Source organism: Plantactinospora sp. B6F1 (assembly GCF_040120695.1).
GTDB lineage: Bacteria > Actinomycetota > Actinomycetes > Mycobacteriales > Micromonosporaceae > Plantactinospora.
Genome location: NZ_JBEEAC010000015.1, coordinates 164,907 through 180,634, shown reverse-complemented (window position 1 = coordinate 180,634; position 15,728 = coordinate 164,907). Strand labels below are relative to the sequence as shown.

14 protein-coding genes are annotated in these 15,728 nt (G+C 71.8%); 7 read left to right on the top strand and 7 right to left on the bottom strand.

From position 1 onward, the window contains the following. Positions 1-146: 146 nt before the first annotated feature. From ABNF97_RS20415 to ABNF97_RS20405, 3 genes are all read right to left on the bottom strand, one after another. Complete coding sequence (locus ABNF97_RS20415) at positions 147-626, bottom strand: hypothetical protein (protein WP_349339433.1); 480 nt, start codon at positions 624-626, stop codon at positions 147-149. A 194-nt stretch (positions 627-820) separates the two neighbouring features. Then, positions 821-1,588, bottom strand: a complete 768-nt coding sequence (locus ABNF97_RS20410) for an MBL fold metallo-hydrolase (protein WP_349339432.1) — start codon at positions 1,586-1,588, stop codon at positions 821-823. A 42-nt stretch (positions 1,589-1,630) separates the two neighbouring features. Continuing rightward, positions 1,631-3,019, bottom strand: coding sequence for a DUF72 domain-containing protein (locus ABNF97_RS20405; RefSeq protein WP_502930524.1), 1,389 nt, complete (start codon positions 3,017-3,019; stop codon positions 1,631-1,633). Positions 3,020-3,042: 23 nt separating this feature from the next. Here ABNF97_RS20405 and tnpA point away from each other — a divergent pair, with 23 nt between their 5' ends. Together tnpA and ABNF97_RS20395 are read left to right on the top strand one after the other, a co-directional pair. Beyond that, positions 3,043-3,474 carry an IS200/IS605 family transposase gene (gene tnpA, locus ABNF97_RS20400; protein ID WP_349339431.1) on the top strand — a complete coding sequence of 144 codons (432 nt, stop codon included), beginning with the start codon at positions 3,043-3,045 and terminating at the stop codon, positions 3,472-3,474. 281 nt (positions 3,475-3,755) lie between these two features. Beyond that, positions 3,756-5,138, top strand: coding sequence for a YibE/F family protein (locus ABNF97_RS20395; RefSeq protein ID WP_349339430.1), 1,383 nt, complete (start codon positions 3,756-3,758; stop codon positions 5,136-5,138). A 52-nt stretch (positions 5,139-5,190) separates the two neighbouring features. On the opposite strand, the gene ABNF97_RS20390 is transcribed toward ABNF97_RS20395, so the two are convergent. Next, the gene (locus ABNF97_RS20390) at positions 5,191-6,168 is read right to left on the bottom strand and encodes a LysR family transcriptional regulator (RefSeq protein ID WP_349339440.1); all 978 of its coding nucleotides are present in this window, start codon (positions 6,166-6,168) and stop codon (positions 5,191-5,193) included. 159 nt (positions 6,169-6,327) lie between these two features. Here ABNF97_RS20390 and ABNF97_RS20385 point away from each other — a divergent pair, with 159 nt between their 5' ends. From ABNF97_RS20385 to ABNF97_RS20370, 4 genes are all read left to right on the top strand, one after another. Further along, positions 6,328-6,690, top strand: coding sequence for a DUF1801 domain-containing protein (locus tag ABNF97_RS20385; protein ID WP_130460952.1), 363 nt, complete (start codon positions 6,328-6,330; stop codon positions 6,688-6,690). Positions 6,691-6,695: 5 nt separating this feature from the next. Then, positions 6,696-7,097, top strand: a complete 402-nt coding sequence (locus tag ABNF97_RS20380; protein ID WP_130465666.1) for a VOC family protein — start codon at positions 6,696-6,698, stop codon at positions 7,095-7,097. A 169-nt stretch (positions 7,098-7,266) separates the two neighbouring features. Next, complete coding sequence (locus ABNF97_RS20375) at positions 7,267-8,196, top strand: hypothetical protein (RefSeq protein ID WP_349339429.1); 930 nt, start codon at positions 7,267-7,269, stop codon at positions 8,194-8,196. Positions 8,197-8,340: 144 nt separating this feature from the next. Continuing rightward, complete coding sequence (locus ABNF97_RS20370) at positions 8,341-10,356, top strand: LVIVD repeat-containing protein (RefSeq protein ID WP_165436605.1); 2,016 nt, start codon at positions 8,341-8,343, stop codon at positions 10,354-10,356. Between the two features lie 100 nt (positions 10,357-10,456). On the opposite strand, the gene ABNF97_RS20365 is transcribed toward ABNF97_RS20370, so the two are convergent. After that, the gene (locus ABNF97_RS20365) at positions 10,457-11,140 is read right to left on the bottom strand and encodes a DUF305 domain-containing protein (RefSeq protein ID WP_165436606.1); all 684 of its coding nucleotides are present in this window, start codon (positions 11,138-11,140) and stop codon (positions 10,457-10,459) included. A gap of 255 nt (positions 11,141-11,395) precedes the next feature. Between ABNF97_RS20365 and ABNF97_RS20360 the strand changes: the two genes are divergently transcribed. Further along, positions 11,396-12,829: an LPXTG cell wall anchor domain-containing protein gene (locus ABNF97_RS20360; RefSeq protein WP_349339428.1), complete on the top strand. Its 1,434-nt coding sequence runs from the start codon at positions 11,396-11,398 to the stop codon at positions 12,827-12,829. Between the two features lie 112 nt (positions 12,830-12,941). Here the strand turns inward: ABNF97_RS20360 and katG are convergent, their stop codons facing one another. Continuing rightward, complete coding sequence (gene katG / locus ABNF97_RS20355) at positions 12,942-15,173, bottom strand: catalase/peroxidase HPI (RefSeq protein WP_349339427.1); 2,232 nt, start codon at positions 15,171-15,173, stop codon at positions 12,942-12,944. Between the two features lie 25 nt (positions 15,174-15,198). Further along, complete coding sequence (locus ABNF97_RS20350) at positions 15,199-15,711, bottom strand: Fur family transcriptional regulator (protein WP_502930527.1); 513 nt, start codon at positions 15,709-15,711, stop codon at positions 15,199-15,201. Positions 15,712-15,728: the final 17 nt, after the last annotated feature.

Genomic DNA, 15,728 nt, shown 5'->3' with positions numbered 1-15,728 from the left:
AGGCCGAGTACTGGATGAGCACCATCACCCTGGCCAACTGGGCCGCCGAACGCGGCTACTCCGCATAACCAGAACCGGACACCACACGAAAGGGCCAGCCCCGACCGGGGCTGGCCCTTTCGCCGTCTACCGGGTTCTCCGGGTCGTCAGGTACCGACCGTCGGGTCGGTGCCGGCCAGCAGTGCCGCGAGCCGTTCGACACCGTCCCTGATCATCTGGCCGTACGGGTCGTCGCCGAGGGCCGGCAGCGCATCCCGGGCGAGGGTCAGGTGCTCCCGGGCCCGGTCCGGCCGGCCCAGCTTGCGGTAGTCCTCGGCGAGGTTGAGCTGCAACGACGGCCGGAACGCCGCGACCTGGAAGCTACTGTCGTGCCGCTGGACCCGCTCGTCGGTGAGCGTGTCGGCCGCCTCCAACGCCCGCAGGTCCCAGCGGAGTTCCTCAGCCGGGTCGTCCTGGAGATCGGCCAGATAGTGCGCCAGTGTGCAGCGGTGGAAGGGATCACCGGTCGGACCGATCCGCTCCCACAACTCGGTGAGCCGCTCGCGTGCCGCCTCGGTACGCCCGGCCTGCCCCCAGCCGACCGCCTCGGCGATGCCCGCCATCGTCCCGTCGGTGTCCCGCCCCATCGTCCACTCCCCTGCGTCGGCCGGTTCGCCGCCGTCGATGCTGCGGCCTCGACTAGGTCGAGGGTCAACCGCGGGATCACGGGCACCCCGCCGGATCGGCCGCGGCGGAGCAGGCCCTCCTCGACCAGGTGGTGTGCGAGATCCGCGCGGCGGCGCCAGCGCCTGACCGACCGTGCGAAGCGGGTGCCGGTTGGTCAGGCCGAGATCAGTTGCCGGGCCTGGGCCAGCGTGGCCGGCTCGCCGTGGCTGTCGACGTACCACTCGTAGTCGTCGTCAAGCAGGCCGCGCAGCATCGCCAGATCGAGGCCGTCGTCGGGGCCGCGCAGGTGCGCCGGTGGTGGATAGAAGCAGTCGCCGAGCAGGACGACCCCGGCGTCCGGGACGTACGCCACCGTCGAGTCGGGCGCGTGTGCGCCGCCGACGTGCCGCAGCCGTACGCCGGTCGGCAGGGTCAGCTCGTCGGTGAAGGTGCGGGTCGGGGGCAGCACGCTGAAATCGGTCCAGGTCTCCATGGCCAGCGCCCGGGCCCGGAAGCTCGGACCGAGTCGAGGGTTCTCCCGCACCTGGTCGCGCAGGTAGCGGTGGCTCCACGGCCGGACCGCCTCCCGCCGGAGCAGGTCCTGTCCGGCGACGTGCCCGACGATCTCCACATCCGGCCAGGCGCAGGCGCCCCAGACGTGGTCCCAGTGGTGGTGGGTGTAGACCAGCCAGCCGGCCGGGGGGAGCCCGGCGGTCCGCATGGCAGCCTGGATCGCCCGGCCGTGTGCGGGGCTGTGCCCGGCGTCGATGACGACGCTGCCCCGCTCGTCGGCGACTACCGCCACCCCGGCCTGGACGTTCGCCGGGTCGGGGTCGCCGGGCGAGATCCAGACCCGGCCGGTGAGCTGTCGGATCGTGATGCCGTCGATGATCGCGTGACCTCCGGGGGCGAGGTCCGGGGCGGACCGGGTGGCTTGCCCCACACCCTATCCGCGCGGTGCGACAGTCGAGGGTACGGCCGACGGTCACCGCACCACCCGCAGGGCGGCACGGCGCCGGGCGTGCCGGCCCGGCCAGTCCGCCTCGGGGCCGAGCATGCCGGCGAGGGTGGCCGCGTCCCGCTGTGCCTGGCCCGCGCAGCAGTTGTTCAGCAGCACGTGCAGCTCGTCGGTCTCCCCGGCCAGGCCGCGCAGCCGCTTCGCCCAGTCGGCGAGTTCGTCGTCGCCGTACGCGTACCGGAACCGGTCCTCCTTTCCCCCGGTGCTCCACTCCGCACTGTGGCCGTGGAACCGCATCACCGCCGGCTCGGCGGTGGCCAGCAGCAGCGGTGGGATCGACGACTCGTGCCCCTGCGGCATGTCGACGCTGACCATCGAGATGTCGTGCCGGGCGAGGAAGCCGACGCTGTCCGGCGCGTTGTCGCCGTCGAACCAGGACGCGTTGCGCAGCTCGACCGCGACCCGCCACGGGCGGCACCGCTCGGCGGCGTCGAGGATCCGCCGCTTCGCCCGCTCGCCGTGCGCCAGCCAGGGCGGGAACTGGAAGAGCAGTACGCCGAGCTTGCCGGCCCCGGCGATCGGCGCGACCGCCTCCCGGAACCGCTGCCACAGCTCGTCGTAGGTCGGCTCCGGCAGGTCGCGGCGGCGTACCCGACCGGTGTCCCGGCCGTCCGGTCGCAGGTCCCGGGGCAGCGCCGCCAGCTCCGCTCCGTGCCCGGTGAACAGGCCGAACGCCTTGACGTTGAAGGTGAAGTCCGGTGGCGTGCGGTCCACCCAGGCCGAGGTCGTCTCCGGTGCCGGTACGGCGTAGTAGGTGGTGTCCACTTCGACCAGGCCGAAGCGCTCGGCGTAGTAGGCCAGCCGCCCGGCCGGGGTGTTGGCCGATCGGGGGTACCAGCCGGACGTCAGCAGCGACCGGTCGGCCCAGGAGGAGGTGCCCACCTTTATCTCGCCCATGTCCACAGTCTCTCCCCATCGACCATGGTGGTCGAAACCTAACGGAGGCGCTGACCGACTGGAGATGGAGAGGGTTCGGGCGTCGGCCTGCCAGGACAGCATCCGGGCGTCGTACGGCTGGGCGGCGTCGGACCGGAAGCGGACCGGACCAGTTTCGGCCCGACGTCGTCGACGGCTACCGGGCCGGCCGAGGTTGCCAGCCCTGATGTTCGCCTTCAGGGTGGCGTAAGCGTCGGCGACCTTCTTGATCACGTGCTGGGCGGCCTGGGCGCCGAGCCGGTGGTCAATCTTGATCCGGTGGTAGGTGTGCTGTCGCAGGTCGTAGTTGCGGTAGCAGCCCAGCTGGCGGGCGAGCGCGGCGACCTCGGTCGCCGCGGTGTTGCAGGCGGCCAGGGTCGCCGCGAGTGCCGACGCCTGCTCCGGCGTCGGCAGCAGCTTCACCTGCACAACCAGCTTCACTCGACCATCGCATCATTTGGTCTATGTCACCACGGTGGACGCCAGACCCCTACGTCAGACGCGGCCGGAGCGTCGTCTACCACCTGCACGCGCATTTGGTCTTCACCACGAAGTATCGGCGCGGGGCGCTCACCGGCCCGATCCTCGACCGGTGCCAGCAGGTCATGGCCGACGTGTGCACCGACTTCGGCGCCGAACTGCGCCAGTTCAACGGCGAGGATGACCACGTGCACCTGCTCATTCACTACCCGCCAACGGTTGCCTTGTCAAAGTTGGTCAACAGCCTCAAGGGTGTGTCGGCCCGCTACTTGCGCAAGGAGTTCAGCGGCCACCTGTCCCGCTACTTATGGGGCGGACACCTGTGGTCGCCCTCGTACTTCGCCGGCTCGTGCGGCGGGGCGCCGCTGGCCGTCATCACGGAGTACATCGAGAACCAGAAGCGTCCCGATCCGTGACGGCGCTCCTCCCAGCCGTGAACGGCCGGGGTTCCCACCTTGTTCACCACTGAACCAGGAAACCGCCGCCCGACTGACCGACATCCTCATCCGCTGACCGCCGGGGCCGGAGGCCGTCCTGGTCGTGTCCGGCAGGTCACCGGCGTGTCATGCTGGCCCGTCGGGAGCCTCCGGCTGCGATGCTCGGGGCCGGAGCCCTCGCCGACGCGACCCGTACCCGCTCTGGTTCCAGTTCGCCGGGGAGCAGAACGAGCCTACGAGGAAGGCCAGCGGTCGAGCCGATGAGTTCCGAACACACACACAGCCACCCGCACCGCCCCGGCCGGCCAGCCAGCCGGGCCGCGCGCCGGCTGAGTCTGGCCCTGCTGATCCCGGCGGCGGTCCTCACCCTCGTGTCGATGGCGCTGCTCTGGCCCCGGGACACCCCCGCGCCCGCTCCGGCCGACGGGCCGATCCAGGTGCTCGGCACGGTCACCGCCGTCCAGTCGGCCCCCTGCGCCGCCCCGCCCGCCGGGGAGGAACTGCCGGCCGGCGCACCGACCGACTGCGGCACGGTCACCGTGGAACTGACCGAGGGTGTCGGAGCCGGCCAGCGGGTCAGCACCGACGTACCGTCCGGTCCGGGCGCCGTCCGGGTGGCCGCCGGGGACGACGTGGTGCTGCTCTACCTGGAGGAGAGCCCGGAGCGGCAGTACTCGATCATCGACCACCAGCGGTCCACCCAGCTGTGGGTGCTCGGCGCGGTGTTCGCGCTCGCCGTCCTCGCCTTCGGCCGGTGGCGCGGCCTGAGCGCCCTGGCCGGGCTCGGCGTCACCTTCGCGGTGCTGCTGATGTTCATCGTGCCGGCCATCCTCGACGGGCGCTCACCGCTGCTGGTCGCCATCGTCGGCGCCGCGGCGATCATGCTCACCGTGCTGTACCTGACGCACGGGTTCAACATGACCACCACGATCGCGGTGGCCGGCACCCTGGTCAGCCTGACCATCACCGCTGCCCTCTCCGCGATCGCCACCGCCGCGACCCACCTCTCCGGGATCGCCGACGAGACCTCGAACTACCTCTCCATCACCCAGGGCGAGGTCAACATGCGTGGGCTGCTGCTCGCCGGCATCGTGATCGGCTCCCTCGGGGTACTCGACGACGTCACGGTCACCCAGTCGGCCACGGTCGGCGAACTCGCCCTGGCCAACCCCGGGTACGGCTTCCGGCGGCTCTACTCCGCCGCCACCCGGATCGGTCGGGCACACATCGCATCGGTGATCAACACGATCGTGCTGGCGTACGCCGGCGCCTCCCTGCCGTTGATGCTGCTCTTCGCCGCCGACACCGCCACCCCGGTCGGCGAGTTGCTCACCAGTCAACTGATCGCCCAGGAACTGGTACGCAGCGCGGTCGGCACGATCGGGCTGATCGCCGCCGTACCGATCACCACCGCCCTGGCGGCACTGCTCGCCGCCAGCCGCGACACCGCGCAGGCGGGTCCGGTGCCGCCGGTCCCGGCCGGGCCCACGCCGGCTGCCCGGCGCGGTGCCGTCGAGGCCGGCGAGCCGCCCGCGCGGCCGACGTCCGACCTGCCCCGACCAGCGGTGGGTGCGGGTGGCGAGGCCCCGGAGACCGATCCGTGGATGGCCTTCGTCGACCGTCATCCGAAGGGGAGGCCGTAACCGGAGCGGCGGTAATGCACGGCAGGACGATGGCGGCCGGAGAACCCGCCTGTCACCGTCGTGCTCCGCCGCTTCCGTCCACTGCGGCCGGCGCGGGCGGGGCCGGCGCGGGCGGGGCCGGCGCGGGCGGGGCCGGCGCGGGCGGGGCCGGCCGGTTGGCGTCGACGGCGGCCCGAACGAACTCCCGGACCCGGGCGGTGCTGTTGGTGGCCAGCCAGATCGGGCCGCGTTCGATCGGCGGCGCGTCGGAGATCGGCACGTACGCGAGGTCGGGGCGGGGATAGTACCGCCTGCTCTGCTCGCCGACCGGCAGTACGCCCCGACCGAGGGCGACCAGCGAGAGCATCTCGGAGAAGGTGTTCCCGACCGGCCCCTTCGGCACCGGCCGTCCGGACGGGGTGTGCTCGGGCGTGCGGTCGCGCTTGAACCCGGCCGAGGTGACCGCCGGATACTGCACCACCGGGTGGTCGGCGAGGACCTCCAGGGTGACCGAGGCGGCGCCGGCCAGCGGATGGTCGGCGGCGACCGCGAGCACCCGCCCCTCGGAGAGCAGCGCCGGCCCGTTCGCCATCCCGTCGAACGGGAACGAGGCGATCAGCACGTCCACCGAGCCGTCCAGCAGGCTCGACCGGGTGTTCGCGAGCTGCGCCTCGTGCACCTCGACCTCGCACTCGGGATGCCGTCTGGTGAAGAGGTTGACCGCGCTGAGCAGTAGCGGTGCGGTCCCCTCCCCCAGGAACGCCACCCGGAGCCGCCCGGTGACGTTGCGCCCGGCGTCGACGGCCCGGCGTACGGCCTCGTCGATCCCGGCCACCAGCGGGGTCAGGTCGGCCGCCAGCTGCCGCCCGATCGGGGTGAGCCGGACGACCCGGCTGGTGCGCTCGAACAGCGGCGCCCCGACCCGGCGTTCGAGCTTCTTCACCACGTGGCTGATCCGCCCGGTGGTGACCCGCAGCCGCTGCGCGGTACGGCCGAAGTGCAGCTCCTCGGCGAGGGTCAGGAAGGTCTCGATCTCGTGTCGTTCCAGCACGTCGACGCCCATCGTTGAATCTGGTTCAACGATCGTAGCCCGATCACGGCTTGGTCCCGGTCGCCGTTGCGCGGATCGTAAGAGGCGTCACCAGCGGACCGGGGTTCCGGCCAGGACGCCGAGCAGCAGAGCCGACCGGCGCGACCACAGGAGGAGAAAATGGGCAACACCGAGATCACCGACTACCTGAGCGGTCTCGACGCACCGCTGCGGGAAATCGGCGAGAAGCTCCGGCCGATCATCGACACGGCATTGCCGGAGGCGACCGGCGGGATGTGGCACGGTCACCCGACCTGGGGTCTGGGGGGCAGACCCGGGCAGCGGCCGGTCTGCCTGGTCAAGGGGTACCGGTCGTACCTGACCTTCGGGCTGTGGCGGGGGCAGGACCTCGCCGACCCGTCCGGGCGGCTCGTCCCGGGCGCCCGCCGGATGGCGTCGGTGCGACTGCACGGCGTCGACGAGATCGACCCGACGCTCTTCACCGACTGGCTGCGCCGGGCCGCCGACCTGGAGTCGAGGTGACGACGATGCAGGCGAAGCCGATCCAGGTCAAGGCGTTCGACCATCTCGTGCTCACCGTGCAGGACGTGGAACGCTCCCTGGCGTTCTACTGCGGGACTCTCGGACTGGCACCGGTCCGGGTCGACGAGTGGCGGGCCGGCAAGGTCCCGTTCCCGTCCGCCCGGATCAGCCCGGAGACCATCATCGACCTGGTACGCGGCCAGCGGGGCGAATCGAACGTCGACCACATCTGCCTGGTGGTGGAGCCACTGGACTGGACCGAGGTGATCGAGTCCGGGGTCTTCACCGTCCTGCAGGGGCCGGTCGGCCGGTTCGGTGCGCGCGGCGAGGCGATCTCGATCTACGTCGCCGACCCGGACGGCAACACCGTCGAACTGCGCTGGTATCCGGAGGACCGGCCGGGATAGCTCCGGCCGAGGGGTGCGGCGGACGGAGGGCTCAGCCGTCCGCCGCGCCACCGGCGGCGTCCGCCGCACCACCGGTCCACCGATCGGCATCGAGCGATACCCTTGAATGCGTTGAGTCTCCGCCCGGCGACGCGCCGGACGGGTCCACCTGCACCGAGGCGGCGATACCATGGCCAACCTGCTCGACCGGATCGACCGGGCCACGTCCGGGCTCTGCCCCTGCGGCGCCGCCCCCGCCGACGGCTCGGCGTACTGCTCGGACGACTGTCGGCCCAGCCACGTCGGGGGTGACACCGACACCCGGGAGACGGGTCACCTGGCCACGCCCATGCGGTGGCGTCCCGACCTGGTCACCGCGGCCGCCGACGACGACCTGGTCGACCTCGGCGGCCAGACCTGGTACGAGGGCCCCTACCGGGCGCGGGTCTTCGAGCGGGCCAGCCAGCCCGGGAGCTGGCACCTGCGGCTCGACGACGGGCACCGGTACGTCGGCTGCGACCTCGGCGACCCCGACGAGACACGACCGGGTTCGGTGCCCGAGCACCTGGTCGGACGGATTCGAGGGCTCTGGCGGCGGCTGGAACGTGAGCTGACCGATCCCCGCCGCACGGTGCCGTACGCCGGACCCTGGCAGGCCGCCACTCCCACCGGCGCCGGGTCGTCGCCGTTCGCCGGTGACGTCGGACCGCCCCGACTGCGCAGCGCGCCGGGCCAGGCGTGGCAGCGGCGGTGCCGGCGCTGCGACCGGCACGGCGTTCCCCTGGACGGCCGGCGCGACGGCGAACCCTGCCAGGTCTGCCCGTACTGTCGGTCCCCGTTCCCCGGGCCGGTGCTGATCCCGATGCTGCAGTCCCACGGCCGGCACACCGTACTGAAGCTGAGCTACTTCGCCAACGGCGAGTACTTCACCCGCAGCGCCTTCGTGCCGGGGCGCGAGATGCTGGCCGCCGAGGATCCGGCGGAGCTGCTTCAGTCCGCATGGGACCGACTCGAGTCCTTCGTGCTCGACCAGATTCCCCGGTCCCAGCCCGGGACCGGGACCGGGGAGCCGGCAACCGCCCTCGCACAGCCTTCCGAGGAACGCGGTGCGGCCGGATAGCGGCCGGTGGTTTTCGCGTCCCTCGCAAAATATTCATGATCTTCCCGAGACTACACGCGGTACGGTCCTTACTAACGCGGCGTGCACGCGCCCCGACGCACGTCGTCGCCACCCGCTGGGGCATCGTGCACGGAGGACACATCCATGACTCGGTCGGATCGCACATCGGGCGGGAGACGCCGGACGGTCGGCGTGGCGGCGGCAGCCATACTCCTCGCCGCCTTGTTACCGGGGACGGCGTCGGGCCAGGAGCCCGAGCCGGACCCGCGCATCGATCTCGGCCCGGGGTGGCTGGACGCGCAGAGCGCGAGCAGCAACCTCGAACTGCTGGCCCACCGGGACAGGCCGGCGGGCTTCGTCAACCCGGCCAACCCGGGTGACTTCGGCTACGCGGGAACGGATCTCGCCTTCGGCGGCGACCATGCCTTCATCGGCAACTTCAACGGCTTCACCATCTACGACATCTCCCAGCCGGCCAACCCGACGCTGGTCACCAGCGTGGTGTGCCCGGGCGGGCAGGGCGACCTCAGCGTCCACGGCAACCTGCTCTTCATGTCGGTGGAGGAGAGTCGCGGCCGTCTCGACTGCGGTACCGATGCCTCGGTCGGCACCCGCTTCCAGGGCGTCCGCGTCTTCGACATCAGCGACGTGACGAACCCGGCGCAGGTCGCCGCCGTGCAGACCTGCCGGGGCTCGCACACGCACACCCTGGTGACCGACCCGGACGACGGCGCGAACGTCTACGTGTACGTCTCCGGCACCTCCGGCGTCCGCCCGGTCAGCACGATGGCCGGCTGCAACAACACCTCGGCGGCCGGCGAGGACCCGGCCCGGTGGCGGATCGACGTCATCAAGGTCCCGGTGGCCGCCCCCGAGCAGGCTGCGGTCGTCAGCGGCCCCCGACTGTTCACGGACCCGGAGACCGGTGCGGTCGACGGGTTGCAGAACACCCCGCCGGCCCCGAGGCACCCCTCGGGCGGCTCGTGGAGCCCGTCACCGGTCACCGACGCATGCCACGACATCACCGCCTATCCGGACCTCGGCCTGGCGGCGGGCGCCTGCGAGGGCAACGGCATCCTGATCGACATCTCCGACCCCGCCAACCCGGTACGCATCGACGAGGTTTCCGACCCGAACTTCGCGTACTGGCACTCCGCGACGTTCAACAACGACGGCACGAAGGTCGTCTTCACCGACGAGTGGGGCGGCGGCACGGCGGCACGGTGCCGGAGCACCGACCAACCGCAGTGGGGCGCCAACGCGATCTTCGACATCGTGGACCGGAAGCTGCGGTTCGCCAGCTACCACAAGCTGCCGGTACCGCAGACGCTCCAGGAGAACTGCGTCGCACACAACGGCTCGCTCGTCCCGGTGCCGGGACGGGACATCCTGGCCCAGGCGTGGTACCAGGGCGGCATCTCGCTGCTGGACTTCACCGACTCGGCCAACCCACGCGAGATCGGCTACTTCGACCGGGGACCGATCAGCCCCACCAGCCTCGTGCTCGGCGGCTTCTGGTCGGCGTACTGGTACAACGGTCAAGTCTTCGGCAGCGAGATCGCCCGTGGCTTCGACGTCTTCGGGCTGAAGCCGAGCCAGCACCTGAGCGCGGCCGAGATCGCGGCCGCCAGCGAGGTACGACTGCCGGAGTTCAACGCCCAGCACCAGACCAGGATCACCTGGGCGCCGAGCTTCGCGGTGGCCCGGGCCCGCTTCGACCAGTTGGCCCGGACCTGCACCTCGACCGTCTCGGGTCGGCACACGGGACCGCTGACGGTCACCGGTGTCACCTGTCTGACCGGGGCGACCGTCGACGGTCCGGTCAGCGTTCGCCCGGGTGCCGCCCTGCTCGCGCTCGACTCGTCGATCTCGGGTCCGGTCTCGGCCTCGAACGCGGTCGCGGTGCACCTGCACCGGAGCGCGGTGCGCGGGCCCGTGAGCATCACCGGTACGCGGGGCAGCGTCGCGATCGTGCAGACCGAGATCTCCGGACCGGCCGTACTGACCTCGAACCGTACCGGGACGGTCGAGCCGATCGTCGCGGACAGCACCGTGCGCGGCCCGCTGGGCTGCACCGGCAACTCGCCGGCGCCGATCAACCTCGGTGCGGCCAACACGGTGCGGGGACCTGCCGCCGGCCAGTGCGCCAGCCTTGACTGAAGTTCCACAGAGGTTCGCCGACGCACGGTAGGCACCGCTGGCGGTGCCGGGCGGGTCCGGCCGGAGTACCGGCCGGACCCGCCCGTCGGCATACTGTCGCTCAGTCGGGCAGCTTGGTCAGCAGTTCCCGCAGGCTCCTGATCTCGATCGTCTGGTCGGCGTCGACCTCGCGGGCGAACCGGTCGGCCGCCGGCTCCAGCCCGCCGCCGGCCGCGTAGAGCTGCTGCACCATCGTCAACGCGCCGTTGTGGTGGCGGATCATGAAGTCGAGGAAGAGTCGGTCGAACTCCCTGCCCCGGGCCTGCCGCAGCCGGCCCATCTGCTCCGGGGTGAGCATCCCGGGCATCGCCGCGTCGTGCCCGGCGTGCCGACTGTGCGGGCCCGGCACCTCCGCACCGCGTTCGGCCAGCCAGCGCTGCATCTGCGTTGTCTCGTCCCGCTGCGACGTCTGGATCCGGCCGGCGAGCAGCAACACCTCGGGGCTCTCCGCACGGTCGGCGACCAGCGCGGTCATCTCCAGCGCCTGCGCGTGATGCGCGATCATCCGCTGCATGAACCGGACGTCGGCCTCGGTGTGCGACGGTGGCGGCGGCAGTTGGGACTGCTCGGCCGGGGAGAGGGTACGACCGGCCTGCCCCGGCGCTCCGGGTTGGACGACCCTGGCGGCGGCGGCCGGTTCGTCGGGTCGGTCCCCGGTGGACCGGAGCACGGCGAACAGCCCCGCGCCGAGGGCGATGACGGCGACCGGCACGGCGATCAGGAGACGGCGACGCGACGAGAACACTATCCGAGCATCCGGCACCATAAGTTTCTATTATCTCCGCTTCAAGAAACCCGCATTTCCGCCTGCTGCGTTTGATCCACCTACCGACCGGTCCCTACGGTGTGCGTGCGGCGTACGGAACGGCCCGTGCGGCACCGATCTCGACCTCCGGGCGTTGTCGGGTCGCCAGCCACCGGAAGACGGTCCTCCGTCACGGGGCAGCCGGAACCCCCACCGGTCCGCGCCGCCGCGCATGATCTTGGGAGGTTCACACACATGCGACGGTCGCACCGCGGTCGCGCCTCCACCGGTACCGGCCAGCGCCGCCGCCTCCTTGCCGCGGCCGCCGCTCTCGCCGTGTTCGGTGGCCTGGTCGGTGTCACACAGATTTCCAACGCGGAGAGCCAGCAAGCCGCCCCCGGTTGCGAGCCTGGCTCGCCGCCCTCCGCCGCCGCGTCCGAGAGTCCCGGCGCCGCCGGGGACGACGCGACCGCCGAGGCGTCGCCGCCGACGTCCGACGAGAAGTGCCCGCCGTCGACCGGCCCGGCCAGCCCGTCCGGTACCCCTGGCGGAGCCGCCCCGGGCGGCAGCGGCCTGGACGCCCTCGGCGACGACTGCGAGGCGAGCAACCTTCCCGCGCACACCGGTTTCCAGGAGGGCGGCCGGTGCGTGGCGACCGCCTTCGGTGAGGTCGGCGCCGCGGAGCAGAACCCGAGCCTGCTGATCACCCAGGCGCCACGGACCGTACGGGAGGGAGAGCCGTTCCGGCTCGTGGTGAGCACCCGCAACCTCGTCCGCGACCGGTTCCTGCCGGCCGGGCGGGGCGGCTACTACCTGGAGACCTCCCTGCTCGACGGCGAGGGCCTGGTCCGGGGTCACTTCCACACCGCCTGCCGGATGCTGACCAGCACCAGTGAGGCGGCCGACCCGGCCCCGGTACCGGCGTTCTTCGTCGCTACCGAGGACGGCAAGGGCAGCGACGAGCCGGACTCGGTGATCATCGAGGTTCCCGGCCTGCCCGCCGGCCTCGCGCAGTGCTCGTCGTGGGCCGGTGACGGTTCGCACCGCATCCCGATGATGGTGCGGGCCAACCAGATCCCCGCGCTCGACTCGGTCCGCATCCGGGTCCAGCCGGCCCCGGAGCAGCCTCCGGCGGAGGAGCCCGGCAACGAGCAGCCGCCGGCCGAGGAACCGGGCAACGAGCAGCCCCCGGCCGAGAACCCGGATGACGAGGAACCCCCGGCCGAGGAGCCCGGCAACGGGCAAACCCCGGGCGGCGAGGAGCCGCCCGCCGGCAACCCCGGCGGCGAGCAGCCGCCCGCCGAGGAGCCGGGGAACGAGCAGCCCCCCGCCGGCAACCCGAGCGGCGGTCAGCAGCCGCCGGCCGGCGACGATTCCGAGCAGAAGCCGGACAACAAGCAGCAACCGGCCGGTCAGAAGCCCAGTCCGCAGAAGCCCGCAGGTGGCGCTGCCAAGCCGACCGCTCAGGCCACCGAGCCGGCGTCCGAGGAGTCACCGGCGGGTGCGGCGAACGTCGCCCAGGGCCCGCCCGCCCAGGAGAACGCCGAGACGGCGACCTCCGGTGCCGGTGGTGGGCTGGCGCTCACCGGCACGAAGACCATCAGTTTCATCGTGGTCGGTGTGCTGCTGCTGATCGCCGGTGCGGCCTTCCTCTACCTGAGCCGGCGACGCCGGCCGGTACGTCGCTGACGCCGAGCGGTATCAAGCGCAGACGGCAGGTGCGGCCCTCGCGGGCGCACCTGCCGTCTGCGGTTCGCGGCTGTCCCGGACCGGCACGGGCCGGCCCGGGACCGATCTGGAATCAGGCGAGGTCGAACCGGTCCAGGTTCATCACCTTGACCCACGCCGCGACGAAGTCGCGGACGAACTTCTCCCGCGCGTCGTCGCTGGCGTAGACCTCGGCGAGCGCCCGCAGTTCCGAGTTGGAGCCGAAGACGAGGTCGACCCGGGTACCCGTCCACCTGACCTCGCCGGTGGCGGAGTCACGGCCCTCGAAGGTGTTCGCGTCCTCGGCCGTCGGCTTCCACGTCGTGCCCAGGTCGAGCAGGTTGACGAAGAAGTCGTTGGTCAGCGATCCGGGCGTCGTGGTGAAGACGCCCAGCGGCGACTGCTGGTAGTTGGCACCCAGCACCCGCAGACCGCCGACCAGGACGGTCATCTCGGGCGCGCTCAGGGTCAGCAGGTTCGCCCGGTCCACCAGCAGGAACTCGGCCGGAAGCCGGTGGCCCTTGCCGAGGTAGTTGCGGAACCCGTCCGCCGTCGGCTCCAGCGGCACGAACGACTCCACGTCGGTCTGCTCCTGCGACGCGTCCATACGCCCCGGTGTGAAGGGCACCTCCACCGGCTGGCCGGCGGCCCTGGCCGCCTCCTCGACGGCGGCGGAACCGCCCAGCACGATCAGGTCGGCGATCGAGATCCTCTTCCCGCCGGTTTGAGCGGCGTTGAACGCCTGCTGGATTCCCTCCAGGGTGTGCAGCACCCGGGCCAGCTCGTGGGGGTCGTTGACCTCCCAGCCGTTCTGCGGCTCCAGGCGGATGCGCGCCCCGTTGGCGCCGCCGCGCTTGTCACCACCCCGGAAGGTCGACGCCGACGCCCAGGCGGTGGTGACCAGCTGGGACACCGACAGTCCGGAGGCCAGGATCTGGGCCTTGAGCGCCGCGACGTCCGCGGCGTCGACCAGCTCGTGGTCCACCGCCGGGATCGGGTCCTGCCAGACCAGCGTCTCGGCCGGCACCTCCGGGCCGAGGTAGCGCACGGCCGGGCCCATGTCGCGGTGGGTCAGCTTGAACCACGCCCGGGCGAACGCGTCCGCGAACTGGTCCGGGTTGTCCCGGAAGCGCCGCGAGATCTGCTCGTAGACGGGGTCGAACCGGAGCGCGAGGTCGGTCGTCAGCATCCGCGGCTCGCGGTACTTCGACGGGTCATGCGCCTCGGGCACCATGTCGCTGCCCGCGCCGTGCTTGGGCCGCCACTGGTACGCGCCGGCCGGCGACTTCATCAGTTCCCACTCGTACGCGAACAGGATGTGGAAGAACTCGTTGTCCCACCGGGTCGGGTGGTAGGTCCAGGTGACCTCGAGACCGCTGGTGATCGTGTCCGCGCCCTTGCCGGTGCCGAAGCTGCTCTTCCAGCCCAGACCCTGCTCCTCGATCGGGGCGCCCTCGGGCTCCGGCCCGACGTGGTCGGTGGGGCCCGCACCGTGGGTCTTGCCGAAGGTGTGGCCGCCGGCGATCAGTGCCACCGTCTCCTCGTCGTTCATCGCCATCCGGCGGAACGTCTCCCGGATGTCCCGGGCCGAGGCGATCGGGTCCGGGTTGCCGTTCGGGCCCTCCGGGTTGACGTAGATCAGGCCCATCTGGACCGCTGCGAGGGGGTCCTCCAGCTCACGGTCGCCGGTGTAGCGGTCGTCACCGAGCCAGGTGCTCTCGGGACCCCAGTAGACGTCCTCGTCCGGCTCCCACACGTCGACGCGGCCACCGGCGAAGCCGAAGGTCTGGAAACCCATCGACTCCAGCGCGACGTTGCCGGCGAGGATCAGGAGGTCGGCCCAGGAGATGCTCTGCCCGTACTTCTTCTTGACCGGCCAGAGCAGCCGGCGGGCCTTGTCGAGGTTCCCGTTGTCCGGCCAGCTGTTCAGCGGCGCGAAGCGCTGCTGGCCGGCGCCGGCGCCGCCGCGGCCGTCGCTGATCCGGTAGGTGCCCGCGCTGTGCCACGCCATCCGGACCATGAACGGGCCGTAGTGCCCGTAGTCGGCCGGCCACCAGTCCTGCGAGGTGGTCAGCACCTCCGCGATGTCCTGCTTCACCGCGGCCAGGTCGAGGGACTTGAACGCCTCGGCGTAGTCGAACTCCTCACCGAGCGGGTTGGCCACCGCGGGGTTCTTGGCGAGGATCTTCAGGTTGAGCTGGTTCGGCCACCAACCGCGGTTGCCGCCACCCTGGGTCGGGTGGGGGGTACGCCCGTGCGCGACGGGGCAGCGGGACTCGCTGCCCGCCTCCGCGTCGTGGACGACGGCTTCGTGGTTCTCGGACATCTGGTTCCTTCCGTGACTTCGCGGATCAGAGGGTTCGGGGCTGGCCTGCGGTGGAACGGGTTCCGGCTGGCCTGCGGGTGGAACTGGTTCCGGGCTGGCCTGCGGTGGATCCGGGCGGGCCTGCGGTGGAGCAGTCGGGGCAGCGCCCCCAGTAAATGATCTCGGCCTCGTCGATCGAAAAGCCGCCGTCGTTGGATGCAATCAGGCAGGGCGCCTCTCCGACGGCGCAGTCGACGTCGGAGATGCGACCGCACGACCGGCAGACGGCGTGGTGGTGGTTGTCCCCGACCCGCGACTCGTAGCGGGCCACCGAGCCGGACGGCTGGATGCGGCGGATCAGGCCCGCCGCGGTGAGCGCGTGCAGCGAGTCGTAGACGGCCTGGTGGGACACGTCGGGAAGATCCGTACGCACGGCACCGATGATCGAATCGGTGTCGGCATGCGGGTGCGCGTAGACCGCGTCGAGCACGGCGACCCGAGGACGGGTCACCCGCAACGCGGCACCGCGCAGCATCTGCCGGTAGTCCACGGTCGTCATCACGCCCGGAAGTCTGG